This is a genomic window from Duganella sp. Leaf61 (assembly GCF_001421905.1).
Lineage (GTDB): Bacteria > Pseudomonadota > Gammaproteobacteria > Burkholderiales > Burkholderiaceae_D > Rugamonas > Rugamonas zoogloeoides.
On record NZ_LMLM01000001.1, the window covers coordinates 521,978 to 544,357 of the forward strand.

The window sequence follows — 22,380 nt, forward strand, 5'->3', positions numbered from 1 at the left end:
AAAAAGCCCGCGCCGGTGAATAACCGGCGCGGGCTTTTTTGCGTGCTGTCGGGTCAGCGGCCGTTGAAGGCCAGTCCCAACAGCAACTGCGCGATCTGGAGCAATATCAGCGCCACCAGCACCGACAAATCGAGATTACCGATCAGCGGCACCACCTTGCGGATCGGACGCAGCAGCGGCTCGTTGAGCGCCCGGATGAACGGCGCCAGCGGCGCATGCGGGTTGATCCAGCTAAAGATGACCTCGATCACCAGCAGCGCCATGAAGCCATACAGTATCCACGACAGGAAGCGCTCGAACGCCACCAGCAAGACCAGTTGCACACTCCAGCCCGCGAGGAAGAACACGCAGGTGGCCAGCAGCACGATCAGGAAGGCGCCGATCAGGCTGGCCCAGTCGTAGCCGCCCATGCCCGGCACCACGCGCCGCAGCGGGCGCACCAGCCAGTCCGACAACTGGAACGTGAATTGCGCCACCTGGGCCGGTGGCCGCACGCGGATCGCCTGCATCCAGAAACGCAGCAGTAATGCCGAACCGAGCAGAACCGCAATGGCATCGACAATCAACTTCAGTATTGTTACAAGCACGGAGTCCCTCCAATAAAAAAGCCGCTGTGTGATTGTCTCACACAGCGGCCCGATTGCCTCAGCAGAAGCCTTCGATTACGAAGGACGGGTGCTGGTTGGGAACGGCCATGCGGCAGCTGGTGCCAGCACGGTTTTGGCGGCAGGTGCAGGCGTAGCGGCCGGAGCGGCTGCTGGCTTGACAGCAGCTTCCTTCGGCGCGGCAGGCTTTTTAGGCGCTGCTGCTTTTTTCACTGCTGGTGCAGCGGCGGCTGGTGCCGCTGCTACTGCTGCCGGCGCTGCTGCTACCGGTGCGGCTGCTGGCGCTGGAGCGGCAGCGACAGGCGCCGGGGCGGCTGCCGGTTTGGCGGCGGCTTTCTTGGCGGCTGGTTTTGCTGCTACAGGTTTTGCGGCTGCTGGTTTGGCAGCAGCAGGTTTCGCTGCAGCTGGCTTGGCGGCAGCTTTTGCGGCAGGCTTGGCAGCTGGTTTCGCTGCAGCCTCAACCGGCTTTTTTGCTGCTGGCTTAGCCGCGGCCTTTGCAGCCGGTTTGGCTGCTGCTTTTACTGCTGGTTTGGCGGCGACAGCTTTTTTGGCTGCTGGTTTGGCGGCGGCTGGTTTTGCAGCTGCTTTAGGTGCGGCTTTGGCGGCTGGTTTCGCTGCTGCTTTAGGAGCGGCCTTGGCTGCGGCTTTAGGTGCTGCTTTAGGTGCTGCTTTGGCTGCTGCTTTAGGAGCTGCTTTGGCTGCTGGCTTGGCGGCTGCCTTCGGTGCTGCTTTCGCTGCTGGCTTGGCGGCGGCTTTAGGAGCTGCTTTGGCTGCGGCTTTAGGTGCTGCTTTGGCTGCGGCTTTAGGAGCTGCTTTGGCTGCGGCTTTAGGAGCTGCCTTGGCTGCTGCTTTAGGAGCGGCTTTCGCGGCTGGCTTGGCGGTGGCCTTTTTCGCTACCGGCTTGGCGGCGGCCTTAGTTGCAGCTTTAGGAGCGGCTTTTGCTGCTGGCTTGGCGGCTGCTTTAGGAGCGGCTTTCGCTGCCGGTTTAGCGGCGACAGCTTTTTTCGCTACTGGCTTGGCGGCTGCCTTGGTTGCTGCCTTAGGTGCGGCTTTCGCTGCCGGCTTGGCTGCTGCCTTAGGTGCTGCCTTAGGTGCTGCTTTAGGAGCTGCTTTTGCGGCTGGCTTGGCGGCTGCCTTCGGTGCAGCTTTCACTGCCGGTTTGGCGGCGACAGCTTTTTTCGCTACTGGTTTAGCGGCGGCTTTGGCTGCCGGTTTGGCGGCTGCGGCTTTGGCGGCGACAGGCTTTTTGGCTGCGGTGGTGGTGGTGGTCGCGGCGGCTTTAGTAGCCGGCTTTTTTGCTGCTGGTTTTTTTGCGGCGGTTGCCATAACTAGTTCTCCTTCATCGGGGATGGGAAAATTCACATACAAGATTTAAAACCCGTCCGACCCCGGATTGGGCCAGGCGAATTATTCATCGGCGCAAACGATGTCGGTTGCGCTAATGAATTCGGCACTAGCTGAACTGCTGCATCCCCTCACGAGTGCAGCGCTTCAGCCATCAAGCTGGTCGCCGTCCGTGGCCGGCGCGGCGGACAGCATAAAATCTTGTTGCGACGTGTGCGGTAGGTCGGGCGTATCCTCAGCTCCATGACCTTCGTCGCAGCCACCATCGCTTTCGATTCAAACAAAAAACCGCCCGGCCTGAACCCGGTCAGGCAAGACGGCTGTTCGAAAACGGTGTGGTCTTGTGCATAGGTGTGAATCAATGTCCCGGTATTTCATCTCGCGGTCAGTGTTTACATACACGCTTTTTCATGTTCGTAAAGTACACGAAAACCTTATCGGTGCGCAACCAGCACAGCAGCGAATCGCGGGCTTTTTTACTTCATATGCTCGGCATTTCACATACGCGCTGCGCCGCGCTTCCAGCGCGCCGCGCCGTCGCACCGCGTCGCGTGCGCTCGACCGGTCCGGGAAGCGCGCCTGCCGCGCCGCGCAAAACTTGATCGCTTTAAAGCGCACCAGTCTCCGCCTGGGTGTCTGCGATTCCGACTCGCACTGCACGCGCCGCGCGCCACCCTATTCCTGATCCGGAAGCGCTTGCGCATCGCTTGCGCGCCATCGCCACATACCGTTTTCAAATTCGTCGCGATTATGAGACACAGTCCGGCGAATGGCAAGCACAAAGCAGCGGTGCACCGCATGGGCACTGCGTTTGAGAGGCACGCGCAGCGCGCTCGCAGCGTGTAAATCGGCGTTAAGCACATCGGCGTCCGCGACGAAAACCCTTGCGGGCATTGGCGCGCTTCGATGCGACGCAATCGCCGCATCGATCATCGGGACGACCTGCGCGCTGATGCTATGGATGCTCGGCATATGCACCGGGTACTGCTATCGGACGCGTGAAGTGTCGTCGCATTTAAGGAGTAGTATCTTATCCATTAGGTGCTCGTCTTCCGCATAGGAGGCAATATGTTTGACTTTACGCTGGCGACCACGCCGGAGATTTGCGTCGAGTTGGGACGACGTTTGCGCGCGCGCCGGCTGGTGCAGGGATGGTCGCAAATCGAACTGGCGCAGCGCGCAGGCATCTCGGCAGGCACCATCAAGAACCTCGAAAAGCACGGCAGGGCGACACTCGAATCCTTCATCCATGTCGTCGCCGCGCTCGGCCTGTCCGACGAGTTGCGTGACATTTTCCTGATCCGGATGGTGTCTATCGCCGCCATGGAAAAGGCCGAACGCGCCAACCGCCAACGCGCACCGCGCAAGGCATCGAGATGAAGCGGCTCGCCGTCATGTACAAGGGATGGGGCGAGGACTGGCACCTCGGTACGCTGGCCGACAACGGTCTGGGTATCCTGTTCGAATACTCGCCGGCCGCACTCCATCGCGGCATCGAACTCTCGCCGCGCCACCTGCCGCTGCGGCCGGGTGCCTTCCACGGTTTCCCGCCACACCAGCACCACTTGCCCGGCCTGATCGCCGACTCTCTGCCTGACGGTTGGGGGATGCTGCTGATGGACCGTCTGTTCCGCAAGCAGGGACGCGCGCTCAATAACATCTCGCCGCTCGACCGCCTGGCCTTTATCGGCGACCGGGGCATGGGCGCGCTCGGTTATGTGCCGCCCGACCCGATGGAACTGTCGCCTGACGATCTCTCGCTACTCGACATGGCGAAAGCAATGCAGACGGTCCTGCAGGGCAGGGATAACGTCCTGCTCAAACAGCTGAGCATGCTGGGCGGCTCACCGCATGGATCGCGCCCGAAGGTGCTGCTGCGCCTCGATCCCGCCAGCGGCGCCGCCACCACCCGCGACGATCCGGGTTGGGGACAGCCGTGGATGGTGAAGTTCCCGGCGCAGGGTGAACACAAGGAGGTGTGCGCAATCGAGCATGTGTATGCCGAACTGGCGCGGGCCTGTGGCTTGCCGATGCCGGCCACCCGTCACTTCGACCTGGACCGACGCCTGGCAGCGTTCGGGGTCCAGCGCTTCGACCGGTACGCCGGGATGCGGGTGCCGGTGCATACGCTCGCTGGCCTGCTGCACGCCGACTTCCGGCTGCCGTCACTCGACTACAGCACCTTCCTGCGCGCTACCCGGCTCGTCACCCGCGACGAACGCCAGGTCGAGGCGGCGTTCGAACGTTGCGTGTTCAACGTGCTGTTTAATAACCGCGACGATCACGCCAAAAATTTCTCCTATCGAATGGAGCGAGATGGCAGCTTCCAGCTATCGCCATGCTACGACATCGGCTTCCACCCCGGGCCTGGCGGCGGACACCAGATGGCAGTCATGGGCGAAGGCGCAGCGCCCGCGCTGGACGACCTGCTGCGCCTGGCCACGGATGCCGCCCTGCCCGAACGACGGGCGCGCGATATCATCGCCGCGATGGTGACGCGGGCCGGCCTGTTCGCACAGCTGGCCCGCAATGCGCCCATCCGGGCCGCGACAGTGAAAGCCATCACCCGCGCCATCCTGGCCAACCGTGACCGGCTTCACTAAGAAAAAAGGGAGTGCAAATTTCTTTGCCCTCCCCTCAGCCAGCCATCAAATCCGGACTAACCATCAATCCCAGTTCAGCGCGCCGCCGGTCTGGTATTCGATCACGCGCGTCTCGAAGAAATTGCGTTCTTTTTTCAGGTCGATCATCTCGCTCATCCACGGGAACGGATTTTCTTCCTGGTCGAACAGCGTCTCGAGGCCGATCTGGGTGGCGCGGCGGTTGGCGATGAAGCGCAGGTAGCCTTTGAACATGGTCGCGTTCAGCCCGAGCACGCCGCGTGGCATGGTGTCTTCGGCGTACGCGTATTCGAGGTCCACGGCCTGCAGGAACAGCTGCTTGATCTCTTCCTTGAAGGCCGGAGTCCACAGCAGCGGATTTTCCATCTTGATGGTGTTGATCAGGTCGATGCCGAAATTGCAGTGCATCGATTCGTCGCGCAGGATGTACTGGTACTGCTCGGCGGCGCCCATCATCTTGTTCTGGCGGCCCAGCGCCAGGATCTGGGTGAAGCCGACGTAGAAGAACAGGCCTTCCATCAGGCACGCGAACACGATCAGGGACTTGAGCAGTTTCTGGTCGTTTTCCACGGTGCCGGTGGTGAAGGCCGGGTCGGTCAGGGTGTCGATGAACGGGATCAGGAATTCATCCTTGTCGCGGATCGATTTGACTTCGTTGTAGGCGTTGAAGATTTCGGCTTCGTCCAGGCCCAGCGACTCCACGATGTACTGGTAGGCGTGGGTGTGGATCGCTTCCTCGAACGCCTGGCGCAGCAGGTACTGGCGGCACTCTGGCGCGGTGATGTGGCGGTAGGTGCCCAGCACGATGTTGTTGGCGGCCAGCGAGTCGGCGGTGACAAAGAAGCCGAGGTTGCGCTTGACCAGGCGACGCTCGTCGTCGGTCAGGCCGTTCGGGTTCTTCCACAGCTCGATATCGCGCTGCATGTTCACTTCCTGCGGCATCCAGTGGTTGGCGCAGCCTGCCAGGTATTTGTCCCACGCCCACTTGTACTTGAACGGTACCAGCTGGTTGACGTCGGTTTTGCCGTTGATGATGCGCTTGTCGTCGGCGTTGACGCGGCGCGCCACTTGCTCGGCGGTGGTGCCCTCGCCTTCCAGCGCGGCAGGGTTGATGGCGGCGGGTGCAGCCGGTGCGGTGTCTTCGTCCCAGGAGAGCGACATAATGGATTCCTTCTATATATATGTGGTCCCGGCAGCCCGGGACGGCAAAGCCGTCGTCCCCGCAAGGGAGGACGACGGCGCTCAAGCTAAAGGTGCCGGGCGGTGTTCAAAACGCGCCCACTGCACCGTGGCGGATTATTGGCAGGCTTCGCATTCCTCGAAACCGTCGTCACCAGGACGCAGGTAGCAGGCTTCGCCGTCTTCCTCGGCGGATGCGGCAACTGCTGCGGCAGCTACCGGGGCAGCAGCAGCTACCGGAGCGACTGGTGCCGCAGCCTTGGCGCTGGCCGACATGCCGCCATCGACTGCCACGGCGTTCAGGGCGCCGGTCTTGGAGGTCGATTTCTCGGTATGGGTGGCCGAGGTGGTGCGCAGGTAGTACGTGGTTTTCAGGCCGCGCAGCCATGCCAGTTTGTAGGTCTCGTCCAGCTTTTTACCCGACGCGCCAGCCATGTAGATGTTCAGCGACTGCGCCTGGTCGATCCATTTCTGGCGACGCGATGCCGCTTCCACCAGCCAGCTCGGCGAGACTTCAAACGCGGTAGCGTAAATGTCGCGCAGGTCGTCCGGGATGCGGTCGATCTTGGTCAGCGAGCCGTCGAAGTATTTCAGGTCGGCGATCATGACTTCGTCCCACAGGTCGCGCGCCTTCAGGTCGCGCACCAGGTAGCCGTTGATCTCGGTGAACTCGCCCGACAGGTTCGATTTCACGTACAGGTTCTGGAACGTCGGCTCGATGCAGGCCGACACGCCGATGATGTTCGAGATGGTGGCGGTCGGAGCGATCGCCACGCAGTTCGAGTTGCGCATGCCGAACTTGGCGATGCGTTCGCGCACCGGGGTCCAGTCCATGGCCGACGACAGGTCCTGCTCGAGGTAGCCGCCGCGCTCTTCAGCCAGCAGATTGATCGAGTCTTGCGGCAGGATGCCACGGTCCCACAGCGAACCTTTGTACGACGCATAGTGGCCACGCTCTTCGGCCAGTTCGGTCGAGGCCAGGTAGGCGTAGTAGCACACCGCTTCCATCGAGGTATCGGCGAAGTTCACGCACTCTTGCGAGGCGAAAGGCACGCGCATCATGTGCAGGCAGTCCTGGAAGCCCATCACACCCATGCCCACCGGACGGTGACGCATATTGGCGTTGCGTGCTTTTTCGACGGCGTAGTAGTTGATATCGATGACGTTGTCGAGCATGCGCATCGCGGTACGCACGGTTTTCTGCAGCTTGACGTGATCGAGCTTGCCTTCTTTCATGTGCGCCGGCAGGTTGACCGAACCGAGGTTGCAGACGGCGATTTCGTCAGGACCGGTGTTCAGGGTGATCTCGGTGCACAGGTTGGAGCTGTGGACCATGCCCACGTGCGATTGCGGCGAACGGATGTTGCATGGGTCTTTGAACGTGATCCATGGGTGGCCGGTTTCGAACAGCATCGACAGCATCTTGCGCCACAGGTCGAGCGCGGCGATTTTCTTGAATACGCGGATCTCGCCGGCAGCAGCACGGGCTTCGTACGCGACGTACGCTTTTTCGAAGGCCTTGCCGACCAGGTCGTGCAGGTCAGGCGTGTCCGACGGCGAGAACAGGGTCCAGTCGCCTTTTTCCATCACGCGCTTCATGAACAGGTCGGGAATCCAGTTGGCCGTGTTCATGTCGTGGGTGCGGCGGCGGTCGTCGCCGGTGTTTTTACGCAGGTCCAGGAACTCTTCGATGTCCATGTGCCAGGTTTCCAGGTAGGCGCAGACTGCGCCCTTGCGCTTGCCGCCCTGGTTGACCGCCACGGCGGTGTCGTTGACCACTTTGAGGAACGGCACCACGCCTTGCGACTTGCCGTTGGTGCCCTTGATGTGGGCGCCCAGGGCCCGCACTGGCGTCCAGTCGTTACCGAGGCCGCCGGCGAACTTGGCCAGCAATGCGTTTTCCTTGATGGCGTCGTAGATGCCTTCGAGGTCATCCGATACGGTGGTCAGGTAGCACGACGACAGCTGCGAGCGCAGCGTGCCCGAGTTGAACAGCGTGGGCGTGGACGACATGAAGTCGAACGACGACAGCAGCTGGTAGAACTCGATGGCGCGCGCTTCGCGGTCCTGTTCGTTGAGCGACAGGCCCATGGCCACGCGCATGTAGAACGCCTGCGGCATTTCGATGCGCACGTCGCGCACGTGCAGGAAGTAGCGGTCGTACAGGGTTTGCAGGCCGATGTAGCCGAACTGCAGGTCGCGGTCGGCGACCAGCGCCTTGGCCAGGCGCTCGAGGTCGAACTCGGCCAGCTTGGCGTCGAGCAGTTCGTTCTTGATGCCGTTGGCGATGTATTGCGGGAAGTACGTGATGTACTCGGCAGCGGCCGCGCCTTGCGCGACTTCCTTGCCGAAGACTTCCTTGCGGATGGTGTGCAGCAGGATGCGGGCCGTCACTTGCGAGTAGGCCGGGTCTTTTTCCATCAGCGCGCGCGCCGCCAGGATGGCGGACTTGTGCAGCTCTTCGACCGGCACGCCGTCGTACAGGTTTTTCAGGGTTTCAGCCAGGATGGCGTCGGCATCGACGTGCTTTTCCAGGCCGATGCAGGCGGCGTTGATCAGGCTGGTGACGCGGCTCATTTCCAGCGGCTTGCGCTCGCCGTTTTCCACCACGTGGATTTGCGGCGCGGCGATGGCGGCGGCACCACCTTGGGCTTCCTTGGCCAGGCGGCGCTCTTCCATGTGCTTGGCGCGGTACAGCACGTAGGCGCGGGCCACGTCATGCTCGCCCGAGCGCATCAGCGCCAGTTCCACCTGGTCTTGCACGTCTTCGATGTGGAAGGTGCCGCCCGAAGGCTGGCGGCGCACCAGGGCCGACACGACGCTGGCGGTGAGCTGCTCTACCAATTCGCGAATGCGGGCCGAAGCGGCGCCCTGGCCACCGTTCACGGCCAGGAAGGCCTTGGTCACGGCGATCGCGATTTTCGACGGTTCAAACGCGACGACCGCGCCGTTACGGCGGATGATGCGGTAGTCACCGAGGTCGCTGGCGGCCGTGGACGGGCTGCTGGCGGCGCTCGCAGCGGCTGCTGGGACCAGCGCTGGATTGAAGGTGTTGTCTTGAGTAGATTGCATTGAAGCTCCCCGGTAACAGCGTGCAGCCGTGCTGCGCGATGTATGTTTGTAAATAAAATGGCAAAAATAAAGCATGCAGCCGGGCGAACCAGGCTGGCTTATTGTTGCGGAATATAGAGCTGAAATGGATGTTGCCCTGGCCCTGTGCCTTACAACAGGTTAAGAACCAGTGCCTTGAGAACTACTACATCTAGTGTTTAAACGAATTCCATGCACTGATTGTAGTAGGCGCAAAGTACCCGTGCAAGGGTATTTTTTAGCGGTAAAGGCAATTTTTCAATTGACTTTACAGGAGGCCTTTCACTACGCGCAGTCCGGGGTTAGCAAGTACTAACGACGGACTGCTCTCGGCATATTTTTTCCAGTCAAAAAACGCGCCGGGGTCGGTTTTGCGGCCCGGCGCGACGTGTTCGTGTCCTTGTATATCGGTGACCGGATACCGCGCCAGCAACGCCCCGGTCAGGTCCGCCAGCGCCGCATATTGCGCCGCCTCGAACGGGGTGTGGTCATTGCCTTCGAGCTCGATACCGATCGAAAAATCATTACATTTTACCCGCCCGCCGAACATCGAGACGCCGGCATGCCAGGCGCGCGCGCCGGCCGGGGCGTACTGCACCACGCGGCCGTCGCGCCGGATAAAGAAGTGGCTCGACACCCGCAGATCGCGCAGGTCTGCCAGCGAAGGGTCAACATTATAATCGAGGCGGCCGGTGAACAGGTCCGACACCTGCGGACCGCCACAGCGCCCGCCCGGCAAACCGATGTTGTGGATGACCAGCAGGGTGATGTCTTCGGGATCGGGCCGCGCGTCGATGAACGGGCTGTCATAGCGCGCCGCCGCCGGCCACCAGCCGTCGGCATCGACGGCAACTACAGGTTTCATGCTTCAGGTTCCTGGATATTCAGTTTCTGCATTTGATAGCGCAACTGGCGAAAGCTGATGCCCAGCAGCTGCGCGGCCTGGGTACGGTTGAATTGCGTCTGCGCCAGTGCCCGCAATATGATATCGCGCTCGATGGCGATCAGGTAGTCGGGCAGGTTGGCCGGCAAGTCGGCCGGCGCGGACGACGATATGGCAGACGACGCGGCAGACGACGCGGCCACCGCCACCCCATCGCCACCCTGGCTCACCTGCCCGGCCTTGAGCGCCAGGTCAGCCACCTCGATCACGCCGTCGTTGGCAAACGCCAGCGCGCGCTCGAGGATGTTTTCCAGTTCGCGCACATTGCCGGGAAAGCGGTAGCCGGCCAGCGCTTCGAGCACGCCCGGCCCCAGCGCCGCCTTGTGGCCGCCGCCACCGAGGCGTTCGAGGATGGCGTCGGCCAGCGCCGGCAGGTCGCCCTGGCGTTCGCGCAGCGGCGGCACTGCCAGTTCGATCACGTTCAGGCGATAGAACAGGTCCTGGCGAAAGGCGCCCTGCTCCACGCAGCGCGCCAGGTTCTTGTGGGTGGCGCTGATCAGGCGTACATCGACCGGCTCCTCCGACGTGGCGCCGATCTTGCGCACGCGCCGCTCCTGGATCGCGCGCAGCAGCTTGACCTGCATCGCCAGCGGCAGGTCTGCCACCTCGTCGAGCAGCAGGGTGCCGCCGTTGGCGGCCTGGAAAAAGCCGTCGCGGTCGTCGGCTGCGCCGGTGAAGGCGCCCTTGCGGTAGCCGAAAAACTCGGCTTCCATCAGCGCCTCCGGGATCGCACCGCAGTTGACCGCAATGAAAGGCTGGCCGGCACGCGGGCTGCGGGCGTGGATTTCGCGCGCCGCCAGTTCCTTGCCGCTGCCCGATTCGCCGTGGATGGCGATCGGCGCCATCGACCGCGCCAGCCGGCCGATCTGCGCGCGCAGCGCCGCCATCACGGCCGATCCGCCCTTGAGCCGGCCGTCCACCGCCTCGGCATCGGCCGGGCCATTACTATGGACACCGGGCGCGGCCTCGTGCACCCGCAGCGCCGAGCGCACCAGCAGGCGCAGTTGGTCGAGGGCGACCGGTTTGGCGATGTAGTCGAACGCGCCGGCCTTGAGCGCGACCACCGCGTTGTCGGCACTGCCGAAAGCGGTGACCACCGCGATCGGCGTGTTCTTGTATGTGGTGGCCACGTCGCGCACCAGTTCCAGCCCCAGGCCGTCGGGCAGGCGCATGTCGGTCAGTACCAGTTGATAGGGGTGGCGGGCCAGCAGCGCGCGGGCCTCGGCCACGGTGGCGGCGCTGTCGACATCGAGCCCCATTTTTACCAGGGTCAGCTCCAGCAGTTCGCGCAGGTCGGCTTCATCATCGACGACGAGCACGCGGGGGGACCTCACGCTCATGGACAGCCTTTCGATTACTTTTGCGGTGGTGCGAAAGTGATGACAAAGCGGCCGCCGGACCGGCGATCGACGCGATGACTGTCGTGGCTGTTTTCGATACCCTCGTCGATACCAACACTATCGAAGCGGTATTCATAATCGAGCCGCGCTTCATTATTCAAACACATTTCACGCGCCAGATACAGCCCCAGCCCGGTTCCTTTGCTCGATGTGGTGTAAAACGGTTCAAACAGATGCGCGCGCACCTCACCGCTGATGCCAGGACCGTCATCCTGCACGTGCAATTCCAGCCAGTTCGGCTGCCGCACCAGGTCCAGCCGCACCGACGCCGGCGCGCCGCTGGCGTAGCGCAGGGCATTGCCAACCAGGTTGGCGATCACCTCGCGCAGGTGCAACGGATCGAAATGCACGGTGGTCCCGGGGGCAACCGACACGGCAATCTGGTCTTCGGCCAGGCTGTGGGTTTCGATGAACTCGTCGCGCATCTCTTCCAGGAAACTGCCCAGCGCCAGCGGCTCGTACTGGACGTGGGATTTACGCGACAGTTGCAGGATGTCCTCGACGATGCGGTTGACCCGTTTGACGTTGTCCCCGACGATGCGCAGCAGGCGGCGCTGGCCGGGATCGGCGATGTCTTCCTCGAGCAGCGCGGTGGCGTGGCCGATGGCCGACAGCGGATTGCGCACTTCGTGCGCAATGCTGGCGGTGAGCCGGCCCATCGAGGCCAGCTTGAGCTGCTGCGCGCGTTCCTCGATCTCGCTCACCTCCTGCAAAAAAATCACGCTGCGCGCCAGGTTGGGACCACCGGCGATGACGTCGCCGAGATCGACGGCGGCAAACCGCGCCTTGAGGCGGATGCTGAAATACGGCTTCAGGGTGATGAAGGCGGTATCGAGCGCGGGATCCGCGCGCCACTCGGCGTAGGCCAGCGCCAGCGGCGCGTGGTCATCCGATGCCGACAGGTCCTGTCCGGTCAGACCGAGCATCTGCTGCGCGGCCGGGTTGCCGGCCCAGATGCGGCCATCGGCATCGACCACCAGCACGCCGTCGGCCACGTTGGCCATCACCAGCCGGTTGACCGCCTGCTGCACGCCGATCTCCACGCCGCGCCGGATCGCCAGTTCTTCCTGGCCGATCAGCCGCGCCGCCATGCGGTTCACCCCCAGCACGGCGGCAAAATACGCGGCGCCGTACAGGCCAGATTGCAAGAGCACGTGTTCGCCCTCCATCTCCAGCACCTGGATCACGCCCACGCCCAGCATGAACAGCGCGACCAGCGCGGTGCAGAACAGCGCCAGCACCAGCGGCGCCAGGATGGCCGTGCCGGCGAGCGGAAACAGGTACAAGATGGCCAGGCCGCTGCGCAAGCCGCCGCCGTCCACATATAACAGGGAGATGATGACCAGGTCGCAGGCGATTTGCGTAAGCACCTGCGCCAGGAAGCGGCGCTGCAAGTACACCGCCGTCAAGGCAAAGCCGATCGCCAGCACCAGGTAGGCCAGGCAGATCCACAAATACAGGTAGTGGCCGGAAGACCGCAGGCCGCGACCGTCAAAGCTCAGGTAAACCAGCAGCACCACCGCGATGACGATGCGGGTGGCGTTGAGGGTTTGCAGCGAGCGCCAGAACGTCGCGCGCGTGGGATGGGAGTTGCCTGGCAAAGCCGGAGTGGCTTGCAGGCGCTCCATGGCGTCAGTTCGGTGGCAGGGCGGCGTGCGCCTTGCTGCAATAAATGGCGCCGTCGAAGCGCACCGCCTCGCCGGCCGGGAAGAATACGCCGCAGTGCGCGCATTCGAGCATGGTTTCAGCCTCGATGGCGGGCTTTTGCGCGCCGCGCGGCGCGTAGCCGGCCGGACCGCCCGGCGCCTGCTGCCGTTGCTGCGCGTCGCGCATTTGTTGTTCGGCGCGCTTTTGCGCGCTGCGAATCTTGCTGCGGATCGCGAAGACGATCAGGCAAATCAAACCCACCCAAAACAAAATGCGGCTCATGCCCATCCTTTATGCAGTACCACTTCAAACACGAAACGGCTGCCGACATACGCCAGCAGCAAGGTGGCGAACCCCGCCAGGGTAAAACTCAGCGCCGTCTTGCCGCGCCAGCCGCGCAAGCGGCGCCCGGCCAGCAGCGCCGCGAACAGCAGCCACGACAACATGGTAAACGCCGATTTATGGTCCCACTTGAGCGCCTGCCCGAACAGTTGTTCGGAAAACACGATGCCGGACAACACGGTCAGCGTGAGCAAGGTAAACCCGATGCCGATCATGCGGAACAGCAGCTTTTCCATGGTGAGCAGCGCCGGCAACTGGTCGAGCGCGCCCGACAAAAAACTCTTGCGGTCGGTAGCCGCGTGCAGACGCGCTTCCTGCAAGGCCATCAGCACGGCGTGGAAAGCGGCAATGGTAAGGGTGCTATAGGCCAGCGTGGCGACCGCGATGTGCCAGCCGAACAGCGGGGTCTTGTCGCCCAGCGCGATCAGGGCGCCGGGATAGATCGCCTGCAGCGCGACGGTGAACGCAGCGGCCGGCATGACCAGGCGGCGCAGACCGTCGAGGCCGAAGTTGCGGTTCTCAAACCAGTACGCAGCCACCGACACCCACAGCGCCGACGACAGCATGGCTGCAAAACCGAGCCGCAGCGAGCCGTCGGCAGCGACGTCGGTCCACAGCCCGGCGCCATGCACCAGCCAGGCCACGACGGTCACCGCCGACACCAGCGTGCCGCGGCGCGACGGCAACGCGGCGCAAAGTAGATACAGCACGATGGCTGCGATGAACAAATAGGTCTGCATGCACCCAGTTTACACTATCGCTCAATCGGCGGCAGCCCCTCAATCGACCGCCGCCATGCGCAGTTCGTCGTGGTGGTGGCGTTGTTGCTCCTCCATCACCAGTTGTCCCAGTTCGCGCTTGAGGGCGTTGAACGATGCATCGGCCGGATCGCGCAGGCGCGGCAGGTCCACCAGCAGGTCGCGCTTGATGGTGCCGGGGCGGTACGTCATCACCACGATGCGGTCGGCCAGGTAGATCGCCTCCTCGATGCTGTGGGTGACAAAGATGATGGTCTTGTTCAGCGCCGCCCACAGCCGTAGCAGCTCGTCCTGCAAATTGCGGCGGGTGAGCGCGTCGAGCGCGCCGAACGGCTCGTCCATCAGCATGATCGGCGAATCGAGCGCCAGCACGCGGGCGATCGCCACGCGCTGGCGCATGCCGCCCGACAGGTCTTTCGGGTAGCGGTGGCGAAAATCGGCCAGCGACAGCATCGCCAGCAGTTGCTCGACCCGGGCGCCGGTCGCCGCTTCGCCTTTGCCCTGGATGCGCAGGCCGAAGCCGATATTGTCGGCCACCGTCATCCACGGGAACAGCGCGTACTCCTGGAATACCATGCCGCGCTCGGGGCCGGGGCCGGTCACCAGCCGGCCGCCGGCGGTAATGGTGCCGGCGGTGGGCGGCGCAAAGCCGGCCACCGCGTTGAGCAACGTCGATTTGCCGCAGCCCGAAGGCCCCAGCAGACAGACGAACTGCCCTTGCGGAATGGCGAGATCGATGCCCTGCAACGCCACCATGTCGCGCCCGGCCGTATGAAACACCTTGCCGACGCCGTCGATCAGAATATGCGGGTTCATTGCTGCTCCAGGCCGCGGTGCCAGCGCAGCAGATGGTTGTTCAACCGGTTCATCGCCACGTCGATCGCCAGGCCCAGCAGGCCGATGGTGACCATGCCGGCGATGATCTTGTCCGACCAGAAGTACTCGCGCGCCTCGAGGATGCGGAAACCGAGGCCGTTGTTTACGGCGATCATCTCGGAGACGATCACCACGATGAAGGCAGTGCCGATGCCGATCCGCACGCCGGACAATATATATGGCACGGCGGCAGGCAGGATCACCCGCACGAACAGGGTGGCGCCGGTGGCGCCCAGGTTGCGCGCGGCGCGCAGGTAGATGCCATCGACCTGGCGCACGCCGGCGATGGTGTTCATCAGCACCGGGAAGAATGCCCCCAGCGCGATCAGGAACACGGCCGGCGGATTACCGAGCCCGAACCACAGGATCGACAGCGGAATGTAGGCGATCGGGGGAATCGGCCGCAGCAGCTGCACCATCGGGTTGAACCAGCGGTAGGCGCGGGCATCGGCGCCCATGGCCAGGCCCAGCGGCAGCGCCAGGCCGGCGCCAATGGCAAACCCCACCGCCACGCGGTACAGGCTGCCGAGCGAGTCGACGATCAACTCGCCCGAGCAGGCCCAGGCCAGCCAGCTGCTGTCGGCGGCATGGTACGGTTGCAGCGGCAGCAGGTACTCGATCCATTTGCCCACCACCGCCAGCGGCGATGGCAGCACCTGCGGATTGACCCAGCCCAGCGCGGTGGCGGCCTGCCACAGCACGATCACCAGCGCCGGCACAATGGCGCCGACCAGGCCGGCGCCCGCGCGCTGCCAGGAGAAGGACGCGGCGGCCATCTATTTCACACCCAGGGTTTTCTTGGCCGCCACCAGCAGGTCGGTGCGCACCCAGTCGTGGGCGGTCGGCAAGTTGCGCAAGCGGCCCACGCCGGTCTTGAGCATGGTGTCGGCAGTGACCTGGATGTGTTCGGGCGTGATGTCATAGCTGAACGGCGAATTGCCGATGGCATCGACAAAATCGGCACTGCTCAACTGGCCCTTGAACAGGACTTCGCGCACGTATTTTTCGGCGGTGGCCGGCTGCTCGATGAAGGTCTTGGTGGCCTGCACGAAGCAGCGCATGAATTTCTCAGCGAGCGGGCGCTGTTGCGTATAAAACTTTTCGGTCATCACCATGGTGCGTACCGGTTCGCCGATCGGGGTGTCGTAGGGTTTCAGGATTTCGCTGCCAAAGCCCTGGCTCAGCGCCTGCGACGACTGCGGCTCGGACTGCATCATGGCGTCGATATTGCGGCCCAGCAGTGCATGGTTGAGGTCGGCATAGGCAAGGAACACCAGCCGCACGTCCTTGCCCGGCTGGTCGGACGCGGTCATGCCGTGCTTGTGCAATTCGGCCAGCAGCAGCACGTCCTGGATGGCGCCGCGCGTAACACCCACGCGCTTGCCCTTGAGATCGCGCACGCTCTTGATCTGCAGGTCGCTGCGGCCCACCAGCCGCGCCCCGCCCCGGGCAAAGCCGGCCACGACAAAAATCGGCGCGCCGCCGGCACGGCCGAGAATGGCCGCCTCCGACGCGGTGGTGCCCACGTCGAGTTCGCCGGCGATGATGGCCTGCATCACGTCCAGGCCCTTGGCGAATATGTGTTCTTCGACCTTGAAGCCGCACTGCGGCGCGATTTCCTTGATATACGAGACGGCGCCGAAGTGGGCGAGCTTGAGATTGCCGAGCCGGACCACCTGCTGCGCGCCCGCGCTGTGACAGACGGATACCAGGGCCAGCAGGCAGCCCAGTGCTTTGAGGTTCATCCGATTCTCCTGATAATTGTCCAGCGGTAAGATATACCGTGAGGCAATTATTCAGGCTTTGTGGCGGATCAACGCATGGGACCGTTCAGCGGGCGGCGCGGATGCGCGCGATGCGCTCGCCGGTGGCCGGGTGGCTCGACAGGTAGGTAGACATCCTGTCGCCGCTAGCCTCGCCCAGTTTGACGAACGCCTGTGCCATGTGCTCGGGGTCGATGCCGTTACGGCGCAGCATGGCCACCGCGTAATCGTCGGCCTCGGACTCGGCGTCGCGCGAGTATTTCATGTCCAGCGCCACCGTGGGCAGCGCCGTCAGCATGGCCGAGATGTCGCCGAAAATCACCCAGGTGGCCGCCGCCACGGCCGAACTTTGCACCAGCCGGCGCGTCAGGTGGCGCCGGTGCAGGTGGCCCAGTTCGTGCGCCAGCACGCCCATCACGGCCTGGTCGTCCTTGAGCACGTTCACCAGCTCGTCGGTCATGACGATGTCGCCCGATGGCAGGGCCAGCGCGTTGGGGCCAATGCGGCTGCTGCGAAACACCAGCTTCCAGGTCGGCGCGTCCGGCTCGGGCGCGACCAGCGCTGCAAACTGCCGGCGCAACTGCTCCTGGCGCGCGGCCGGCAGCTTGCTCGGTCCCAGCGCGCGCTTGTCGAGAATCTCCAGCACGCCCTGCCCCATCTGGCGCTCCACCTTGACCGGCAAGGCGTTTGCCACCCAGACCGCGGCAGCGGGCAGCACGTACACATACGACGCCACCACCACGCCCACCGTGACGCCCAGCGCCACCAGCACGCCGCGCCAGCTCTGCTGCGCGCGCACCACGCCGGTGTCGCGGTGGCCGGTGGTGGCCAGCAGCTGCGCAAAAGCGGCGCGGTCGTCCACCTCGAGCCACGCGCCATCGTCGAAACTGACCTTGCGCGCTGCATGGCGCGCCCGTTCGGACACGCGCAGGCTGGCCAGCGGCGCGCTGCGTTCGACGTCGCCGGCCAGGTGCGCCATGCCGTCGGTCACGGTCAGGGTCACGCGGTGCAGGCGCGAGGTCTTGCCGTCGAAATAGCGGCCGGTGACCGCCGGGGTGTCCATGCCGGTCACAGCGAGAAGTCGAAGTCCATGAAGTCGGACACGCCCTCGCCGGCGGCATTGACATCGGCGCTGGCAGTGGCGACGAATTCGTCGAGGCTCCCCTCGGGTATCATCATCAGCGATTCGATCCGGTAGCGCATCATGCGCACCTGGGCGAACGGCAGGAACAGGCCGAGCGTGCAAATCACGCCCAGGATATTGGTGACGATGATGAACAGCATGCGGCCGGTGCGTATCTCGGAGCGGAACTCATGCCGGTCCAGGCTGGCGTTGTTCCACACCAGGTTCTGTACCAGCGCGATCAGCAGCGGCGCCATCGAGAGGATCAGGATGTAAGACAGCGCGACGCCGATAAACATGCTTGGGCTGATGCCCTCGGCGGCCATCTCGGCCGGGGTGCGGCCGGCGAAGTGGCTCGCGGCCTGGAACGCAAACAGAATGCCGAACACGACCATACCCACGATGCCCAACAGCAGGAACGCGCCGAACAACTTGTAAAAACTGCCCACGCTGGCACGCGTGGCAAACCGCGCCTGGCCGAAGCGGCTTTCGTTGAACTGCCAGGCCTTCAGGCGCTGGTAGATATAGGGCGTGGCCAGGCCGAACGTGACGATATTGAGCAAGGGGCGCAGCAGGCAGTTGATGTAGGCGTCGCGCAGTTGGCCGTCGAAGCGGAAACGGATGCCGCGCCAGGCCGAGTTATGCAGCTGGAACTGCAGGCTGCGCCAGATGAACCACGGTATCACGGCGGCCATTACCACGAACATCACGACCGCCAGCAGCGGCGAAACTTTGCCGGCAAAGGCGTAAGCCCCCACCACCACGGCGGCCACGATGCGGCCCTTGAGAATCGCGATCGGATTGCCGTGGTACTCGAAGCTGCTGCCGGCCAGCTCGGTGCTGGAGTAGAAATACTGGTTGCGGCGTACCTTGGCCCAGGCCGAATAGATGCCGAGGGTGACAATGCTGAGCAACAGGTTGACGATCCAGATGCGGAAATATTCGCTGCCGCTGGCGTGGAACTTCAGGTACTGCGGCGGCGTTGCTGCTGCCGGTGCAGGCGCAAACAGATCCGCCGGTTTATTGAAGTCAACCATGTTGTCACTCACCTTATTATCAAAAATAGAACGATGCGCCATTGCCAATATCTTGTCAATGGGAAATTTGGAGCTCAGCCTGCCAGCGCCACGACCGGGGCGAGCCCGGACGCCTTGCGGGTCGGCATATGGCCATCACCAGGCCAGTCATCACGGCGCAAGATGTCGCGCACATAGGTTTGCACGTCGAGGTTACCGTGGGGGATCACCTGGTTGCCGGTGACATTGGGCAGCACGTGCGAAATGCCCGGCACGTCGGCCAGCGCTTCGAGGTCGCCCAGGCTGATGCTGCGCCCGGGAATGCGCGAACTCTCGCCACGCGACGCCATATACAGGAGGTTGGAGCCGAAGGCGCCCAGTTGCGCCATCACCTGCTGGCGCGTGCCGAGGCCGATGGCCAGCATCACGATCACCGACGCCACGCCGATGACGATGCGAGCAAGGTCATTCCGGTGCGGAAGCGGTTGATCCACAACACCACTTGCGCGGTCATCTGCGGCATCAGTTCGCCCTCGGCGTTATCGACTTCGAACAGCACTGTATACAGGATCACCGTGCTGGTGGACGGCACCAGCACGGTGCCGGCAGCCACGCCCCCGGCCACCGCCGGCGCGGGCAGCACCTGCCGCACCTTGCCGCGCCAGCGGCGGGCGTCGCCGCCCAGGGTGGTGAAGTACACCGGCATGTCGGGTTGCACGCGGCGCACATCGGCCTCTGACACCTCGGTCCCCACCGTCATCGCCGACAGGTCGGCAATGCGCAGTGCTTTGATGCAATCCTTGCATGGTTGGCTGACGGTTGTTCGCCGCGCATCCTGAGGTAAAATGACGGCCATTGTCCGTCCGGACCCTGCCCTATCACCGCTTCCACAGGTTCATCATGCTAGATAATCTTACCCAACGCCTTGCCAAGGTGGTTAAAACCATGCGCGGCGAGGCGCGTCTGACCGAGGCCAACACCGCCGAGATGCTGCGCGAAGTGCGCATGGCGCTGCTGGAGGCCGACGTTGCGCTGCCAGCGGTGCGCGAGTTCATTGCCCGCGTCAAGGAAAAAGCCATGGGCGAGGAAGTCATTTCCTCGCTGTCGCCAGGCCAGGCGCTGGTCGGCGTGGTGCAGCGCGAGCTGGCCAGCCTGATGGGCGCCGACCTAGGCCCCGAAGCGACCCAGCTGAGCTTTGCCCAGCAGCCGCCCGCCATCATCCTGATGGCCGGTCTGCAAGGTGTGGGTAAGACCACCACCGTCGGCAAACTGGCTAAGTACCTGAAGGAAGAGAAGAAAAAGAAAGTGCTGACCGTGTCGGCCGACGTGTATCGTCCCGCCGCGATCGCCCAGCTGCAATCGGTCACCGCGCAAGTGGGCGCCGACTTTTTCCCGTCCACCGCGCAGGACAAGCCGGTCGATATCGCGCTGGCCGCGCTGGACTGGGCCAGGAAGCACTACCACGACGTGCTGATCATCGACACCGCCGGCCGTCTCGGTATCGATGAAGAAATGATGAAAGAGATCGCCGCCGTGCACAGCGCGGTCAAGCCGATCGAAACCCTGTTCGTGGTCGACGCCATGCTGGGCCAGGATGCGATCAACACCGCCAAGGCCTTCAACGACGCCCTGCCGCTGACCGGTATCGTGCTGACCAAGCTCGATGGCGATTCGCGCGGTGGTGCGGCGCTGTCGGTCCGCCATATCACCGGCAAGCCGATCAAGTTTGCCGGCGTGTCGGAAAAGCTCGACGGCCTCGAAGCGTTCGACCCGGCCCGCATGGCCAGCCGCGTGCTGGGCATGGGCGACATCATGGCGCTGGTGGAAGAAGCGCGCAAAGGCGTGGACAGCAAGGCTGCTGCCGACCTGGCCAACAAGATGAAGAGCGGCGCCAAGTTCGACATGAACGACTTCAAGGCGCAGCTGGGCCAGATGAAAAAGATGGGCGGCATGGCCAGCCTGGTCGATAAACTGCCGGCACAGTTCCAGCAGGCCGCCGGCAACGCCAACATGGGGCAAGCCGACAAGCAGGTGCGGCGCATGGTCGGCATCATCGATTCGATGACGCCGCAGGAACGCGCCAAGCCGGAACTGATCAAGGCCACCCGCAAGCGCCGCATCGCGGCCGGCGCCGGCGTGCAGGTGCAGGAAGTCAACCGCATGCTCAACCAGTTCGAGCAGATGCAAACCATGATGAAAAAGCTGTCCGGGGGCGGCATGGCGAAGATGATGCGCTCGATGAAAGGCATGATGCCGGGCATGCGCTAAGCGTGCGGCAAATCCGCTGAAAACCGCGCCAATACAGGGAAAAACCCCAGTGCACGCCCCTCCGGGGTGCACTGGCGCGCATAGCCACACAATTACGTGGTGTTTCCAAGCCAAAACGCGAAAAACACTTGCATAAGGCCTAAATCCCCACCAATATTAGCCGGTGCGATCAATTGCGCAATTTTCCATGTGTTCGTTAAGGAGGCTCGAATATGGCAACAGCCAAAAAAACCCCAGCAGCACCCGCTAAGAAGGCCCCGGCCGCAGCCGCAGCCGACAAACCGGCCCCTGCCAAAAAAGCAGCCGCACCAAAAGCAGCCGCCGCAAAAGCAGACAAGCCAGCAGCTAAATCAGCCGACAAGCCAGCAGCGAAAAAAGCCGCCGCCCCTGCCGCACCGCGCAAACCGAACGCCGCCTTCATGAAGGCGCTGACCCCGTCGGCATCGCTGGCAGCCGTGGTAGGCGAAGCACCGCTGCCGCGTACCGAAGTGACCAAAAAAGTCTGGGATTACATCAAAAAGCTGGACCTGCAAGATCCGGCCAACCGCCGCATGATCAATGCCGACGACAAGCTCAAAGCTGTGTTCGGTGGCAAAGCCCAAGTTTCGATGTTTGAAATGACCAAGCTCATTTCCGACCACCTGAAATAATCCTCAGCGCTGCGGCCCCGCAGCCGCGCCGGGATGCCCCCACCGCTCACGCGCTGGGGGCATTTCTTTTTGAAGGTCGCAAACGGGGATAGTTTGCTATTTCCAGTTGTTCCAGGCCTTGAGTACCGCGTTCGGATAGTCGGGCTTGCCCCGGCTGCCGTTGTAGCGGCCCAGCGCCAGGTAAAGGTTGCCACCTTCCATGTCGATGTACATGCGCAGGATCGCGCAGCCGTAGCGCAGGTTGGTTTGCATGTGGAACAGGGCGCTGCGGTTGCGGTCGCCGATCACATTGGTCCAGAACGGCATCACCTGCATGTAGCCGCGCGCGCCGGCAATCGATACCGCGTACTTGCGGTAGGCCGACTCCACCTGGATCAGCCCCAGCACCAGCCCCGGATCGAGCCCGGCGCGGCGCGATTCGTACCAGGCGGTGGCGAGGAATTCGTTGCGGGTCTGGTCGTCGGGCAGCTTGCGCTGCAGGCGCGCCGACATGGTGGCCAGCCACATTTCGTAGCGCTGGCGGTCGGCGTCGTTACGGAAGGTGGGTCGCGGCGGCGTGGGGTCCTTGATGGCGTTGGCCAGCGCCACGCGCACGGAGTCGGCGAGTGCCTCCTCCTTCTGGTTGCCGGCGGTGGAGGTGTCGGACAATGCCAGCATCGCCGCCAGCACCGCCGTGCACCACCAGCCGCGGCGCCGTCGTTCCGGCGCAGGCCGGAATCCAATTCCTGCCTGCACCGACGCAGCAACTGGATTCC

Annotated in this window: 24 protein-coding genes; 6 read left to right on the plus strand and 18 right to left on the minus strand. The window is 63.5% G+C overall.

Going from position 1 to position 22,380, the window contains the following annotated elements:
* Positions 1 to 53: 53 nt before the first annotated feature.
* Both ASF04_RS02265 and ASF04_RS27875 read right to left on the minus strand, forming a co-directional pair.
* Entirely contained in the window at positions 54 to 587 is a 534-nt protein-coding gene (locus ASF04_RS02265) for a YggT family protein (protein WP_229204884.1), read from the minus strand.
* 75 nt (positions 588 to 662) lie between these two features.
* Positions 663 to 818 carry a hypothetical protein gene (locus ASF04_RS27875; protein ID WP_193333536.1) on the minus strand — a complete coding sequence of 52 codons (156 nt, stop codon included), beginning with the start codon at positions 816 to 818 and terminating at the stop codon, positions 663 to 665.
* Between the two features lie 20 nt (positions 819 to 838).
* On the opposite strand from ASF04_RS27875, the gene ASF04_RS27880 reads away from it, so the two are divergent.
* Positions 839 to 1,090, plus strand: a complete 252-nt coding sequence (locus ASF04_RS27880; RefSeq protein ID WP_200931055.1) for a hypothetical protein — start codon at positions 839 to 841, stop codon at positions 1,088 to 1,090.
* Complete coding sequence (locus ASF04_RS27885) at positions 1,039 to 1,980, plus strand: hypothetical protein (RefSeq protein WP_200931056.1); 942 nt, start codon at positions 1,039 to 1,041, stop codon at positions 1,978 to 1,980. Before ASF04_RS27880 ends, ASF04_RS27885 begins: the two co-directional genes overlap by 52 nt.
* A gap of 644 nt (positions 1,981 to 2,624) precedes the next feature.
* On the opposite strand, the gene ASF04_RS27260 is transcribed toward ASF04_RS27885, so the two are convergent.
* Positions 2,625 to 2,921 (minus strand): hypothetical protein, encoded by a 297-nt coding sequence (locus tag ASF04_RS27260; RefSeq protein WP_156368506.1) that lies wholly within the window; start codon positions 2,919 to 2,921, stop codon positions 2,625 to 2,627.
* 96 nt (positions 2,922 to 3,017) lie between these two features.
* On the opposite strand from ASF04_RS27260, the gene ASF04_RS02275 reads away from it, so the two are divergent.
* Both ASF04_RS02275 and ASF04_RS02280 read left to right on the plus strand, forming a co-directional pair.
* The gene (locus ASF04_RS02275; RefSeq protein ID WP_056137765.1) at positions 3,018 to 3,329 is read left to right on the plus strand and encodes a helix-turn-helix domain-containing protein; all 312 of its coding nucleotides are present in this window, start codon (positions 3,018 to 3,020) and stop codon (positions 3,327 to 3,329) included.
* 14 nt (positions 3,330 to 3,343) lie between these two features.
* On the plus strand, positions 3,344 to 4,552 hold the full coding sequence (locus ASF04_RS02280) for a type II toxin-antitoxin system HipA family toxin (RefSeq protein WP_229204885.1): 1,209 nt from the start codon (positions 3,344 to 3,346) through the stop codon (positions 4,550 to 4,552).
* Positions 4,553 to 4,615: 63 nt separating this feature from the next.
* On the opposite strand, the gene ASF04_RS02285 is transcribed toward ASF04_RS02280, so the two are convergent.
* The 14 genes from ASF04_RS02285 to ASF04_RS27740 form a co-directional block, all read right to left on the minus strand.
* Complete coding sequence (locus ASF04_RS02285) at positions 4,616 to 5,731, minus strand: ribonucleotide-diphosphate reductase subunit beta (protein ID WP_056137768.1); 1,116 nt, start codon at positions 5,729 to 5,731, stop codon at positions 4,616 to 4,618.
* A gap of 135 nt (positions 5,732 to 5,866) precedes the next feature.
* Positions 5,867 to 8,821 (minus strand): ribonucleoside-diphosphate reductase subunit alpha, encoded by a 2,955-nt coding sequence (locus ASF04_RS02290; protein WP_056137769.1) that lies wholly within the window; start codon positions 8,819 to 8,821, stop codon positions 5,867 to 5,869.
* A 286-nt stretch (positions 8,822 to 9,107) separates the two neighbouring features.
* Positions 9,108 to 9,704, minus strand: a complete 597-nt coding sequence (gene ampD, locus ASF04_RS02295) for a 1,6-anhydro-N-acetylmuramyl-L-alanine amidase AmpD (protein ID WP_056137770.1) — start codon at positions 9,702 to 9,704, stop codon at positions 9,108 to 9,110.
* Positions 9,701 to 11,122, minus strand: a complete 1,422-nt coding sequence (locus ASF04_RS02300) for a sigma-54 dependent transcriptional regulator (RefSeq protein WP_082488499.1) — start codon at positions 11,120 to 11,122, stop codon at positions 9,701 to 9,703. Before ASF04_RS02300 ends, ampD begins: the two co-directional genes overlap by 4 nt.
* Before the next feature lie 14 nt (positions 11,123 to 11,136).
* The gene (locus tag ASF04_RS02305) at positions 11,137 to 12,810 is read right to left on the minus strand and encodes a PAS domain-containing sensor histidine kinase (protein WP_056137771.1); all 1,674 of its coding nucleotides are present in this window, start codon (positions 12,808 to 12,810) and stop codon (positions 11,137 to 11,139) included.
* 4 nt (positions 12,811 to 12,814) lie between these two features.
* Complete coding sequence (locus ASF04_RS02310) at positions 12,815 to 13,111, minus strand: PP0621 family protein (protein ID WP_026637520.1); 297 nt, start codon at positions 13,109 to 13,111, stop codon at positions 12,815 to 12,817.
* A complete protein-coding gene (locus tag ASF04_RS02315) occupies positions 13,108 to 13,911 on the minus strand; it encodes an inner membrane protein YpjD (RefSeq protein ID WP_056137772.1) in 804 nt (267 codons plus the stop codon). The genes ASF04_RS02310 and ASF04_RS02315 overlap by 4 nt, the downstream gene beginning before the upstream one ends.
* A gap of 39 nt (positions 13,912 to 13,950) precedes the next feature.
* Positions 13,951 to 14,745: an ABC transporter ATP-binding protein gene (locus tag ASF04_RS02320; protein WP_056137773.1), complete on the minus strand. Its 795-nt coding sequence runs from the start codon at positions 14,743 to 14,745 to the stop codon at positions 13,951 to 13,953.
* Positions 14,742 to 15,581: an ABC transporter permease gene (locus ASF04_RS02325; RefSeq protein ID WP_056137775.1), complete on the minus strand. Its 840-nt coding sequence runs from the start codon at positions 15,579 to 15,581 to the stop codon at positions 14,742 to 14,744. Before ASF04_RS02325 ends, ASF04_RS02320 begins: the two co-directional genes overlap by 4 nt.
* Entirely contained in the window at positions 15,582 to 16,550 is a 969-nt protein-coding gene (locus ASF04_RS02330; RefSeq protein WP_056137777.1) for an ABC transporter substrate-binding protein, read from the minus strand.
* Between the two features lie 85 nt (positions 16,551 to 16,635).
* Positions 16,636 to 17,631, minus strand: a complete 996-nt coding sequence (locus ASF04_RS02335; RefSeq protein WP_056138399.1) for a M48 family metallopeptidase — start codon at positions 17,629 to 17,631, stop codon at positions 16,636 to 16,638.
* 5 nt (positions 17,632 to 17,636) lie between these two features.
* On the minus strand, positions 17,637 to 18,728 hold the full coding sequence (locus ASF04_RS02340; RefSeq protein ID WP_056137779.1) for a YjgN family protein: 1,092 nt from the start codon (positions 18,726 to 18,728) through the stop codon (positions 17,637 to 17,639).
* Positions 18,729 to 18,802: 74 nt separating this feature from the next.
* Positions 18,803 to 19,150: an ABC transporter permease gene (locus ASF04_RS02345; RefSeq protein ID WP_056137781.1), complete on the minus strand. Its 348-nt coding sequence runs from the start codon at positions 19,148 to 19,150 to the stop codon at positions 18,803 to 18,805.
* The gene (locus ASF04_RS27740) at positions 19,138 to 19,563 is read right to left on the minus strand and encodes an HlyD family efflux transporter periplasmic adaptor subunit (RefSeq protein ID WP_056137783.1); all 426 of its coding nucleotides are present in this window, start codon (positions 19,561 to 19,563) and stop codon (positions 19,138 to 19,140) included. The genes ASF04_RS02345 and ASF04_RS27740 overlap by 13 nt, the downstream gene beginning before the upstream one ends.
* A 44-nt stretch (positions 19,564 to 19,607) precedes the next feature.
* On the opposite strand from ASF04_RS27740, the gene ffh reads away from it, so the two are divergent.
* Positions 19,608 to 20,975 (plus strand): signal recognition particle protein, encoded by a 1,368-nt coding sequence (gene ffh / locus ASF04_RS02355; RefSeq protein ID WP_056137785.1) that lies wholly within the window; start codon positions 19,608 to 19,610, stop codon positions 20,973 to 20,975.
* A gap of 212 nt (positions 20,976 to 21,187) precedes the next feature.
* Complete coding sequence (locus tag ASF04_RS02360; protein ID WP_019923150.1) at positions 21,188 to 21,625, plus strand: SWIB/MDM2 domain-containing protein; 438 nt, start codon at positions 21,188 to 21,190, stop codon at positions 21,623 to 21,625.
* A gap of 96 nt (positions 21,626 to 21,721) precedes the next feature.
* Here ASF04_RS02360 and ASF04_RS02365 read toward each other — a convergent pair whose 3' ends face one another.
* Entirely contained in the window at positions 21,722 to 22,282 is a 561-nt protein-coding gene (locus ASF04_RS02365) for a lytic transglycosylase domain-containing protein (RefSeq protein ID WP_056137788.1), read from the minus strand.
* Positions 22,283 to 22,380 lie beyond the last annotated feature (98 nt).

Bases quoted from the DNA above. Each gene is read 5' to 3' on its own strand.
- ASF04_RS02325 (WP_056137775.1), bottom strand. From the start codon at position 15,581: ATGGCCGCCGCGTCCTTCTCCTGGCAGCGCGCGGGCGCCGGCCTGGTC.
- ASF04_RS02335 (WP_056138399.1), bottom strand. From the start codon at position 17,631: ATGGACACCCCGGCGGTCACCGGCCGCTATTTCGACGGCAAGACCTCG.
- ASF04_RS27260 (WP_156368506.1), bottom strand. From the start codon at position 2,921: ATGCCGAGCATCCATAGCATCAGCGCGCAGGTCGTCCCGATGATCGAT.
- ASF04_RS02365 (WP_056137788.1), bottom strand. From the start codon at position 22,282: ATGCTGGCATTGTCCGACACCTCCACCGCCGGCAACCAGAAGGAGGAG.
- ASF04_RS02300 (WP_082488499.1), bottom strand. From the start codon at position 11,122: ATGAGCGTGAGGTCCCCCCGCGTGCTCGTCGTCGATGATGAAGCCGAC.
- ASF04_RS02305 (WP_056137771.1), bottom strand. From the start codon at position 12,810: ATGGAGCGCCTGCAAGCCACTCCGGCTTTGCCAGGCAACTCCCATCCC.
- ASF04_RS02330 (WP_056137777.1), bottom strand. From the start codon at position 16,550: ATGAACCTCAAAGCACTGGGCTGCCTGCTGGCCCTGGTATCCGTCTGT.
- ASF04_RS02285 (WP_056137768.1), bottom strand. From the start codon at position 5,731: ATGTCGCTCTCCTGGGACGAAGACACCGCACCGGCTGCACCCGCCGCC.
- ASF04_RS02340 (WP_056137779.1), bottom strand. From the start codon at position 18,728: ATGGTTGACTTCAATAAACCGGCGGATCTGTTTGCGCCTGCACCGGCA.
- ASF04_RS02275 (WP_056137765.1), top strand. From the start codon at position 3,018: ATGTTTGACTTTACGCTGGCGACCACGCCGGAGATTTGCGTCGAGTTG.
- ASF04_RS02315 (WP_056137772.1), bottom strand. From the start codon at position 13,911: ATGCAGACCTATTTGTTCATCGCAGCCATCGTGCTGTATCTACTTTGC.
- ASF04_RS02290 (WP_056137769.1), bottom strand. From the start codon at position 8,821: ATGCAATCTACTCAAGACAACACCTTCAATCCAGCGCTGGTCCCAGCA.
- ASF04_RS02280 (WP_229204885.1), top strand. From the start codon at position 3,344: ATGTACAAGGGATGGGGCGAGGACTGGCACCTCGGTACGCTGGCCGAC.
- ASF04_RS02360 (WP_019923150.1), top strand. From the start codon at position 21,188: ATGGCAACAGCCAAAAAAACCCCAGCAGCACCCGCTAAGAAGGCCCCG.
- ASF04_RS27740 (WP_056137783.1), bottom strand. From the start codon at position 19,563: ATGGCCGTCATTTTACCTCAGGATGCGCGGCGAACAACCGTCAGCCAA.
- ASF04_RS02320 (WP_056137773.1), bottom strand. From the start codon at position 14,745: ATGAACCCGCATATTCTGATCGACGGCGTCGGCAAGGTGTTTCATACG.
- ampD (WP_056137770.1), bottom strand. From the start codon at position 9,704: ATGAAACCTGTAGTTGCCGTCGATGCCGACGGCTGGTGGCCGGCGGCG.
- ASF04_RS02310 (WP_026637520.1), bottom strand. From the start codon at position 13,111: ATGAGCCGCATTTTGTTTTGGGTGGGTTTGATTTGCCTGATCGTCTTC.
- ffh (WP_056137785.1), top strand. From the start codon at position 19,608: ATGCTAGATAATCTTACCCAACGCCTTGCCAAGGTGGTTAAAACCATG.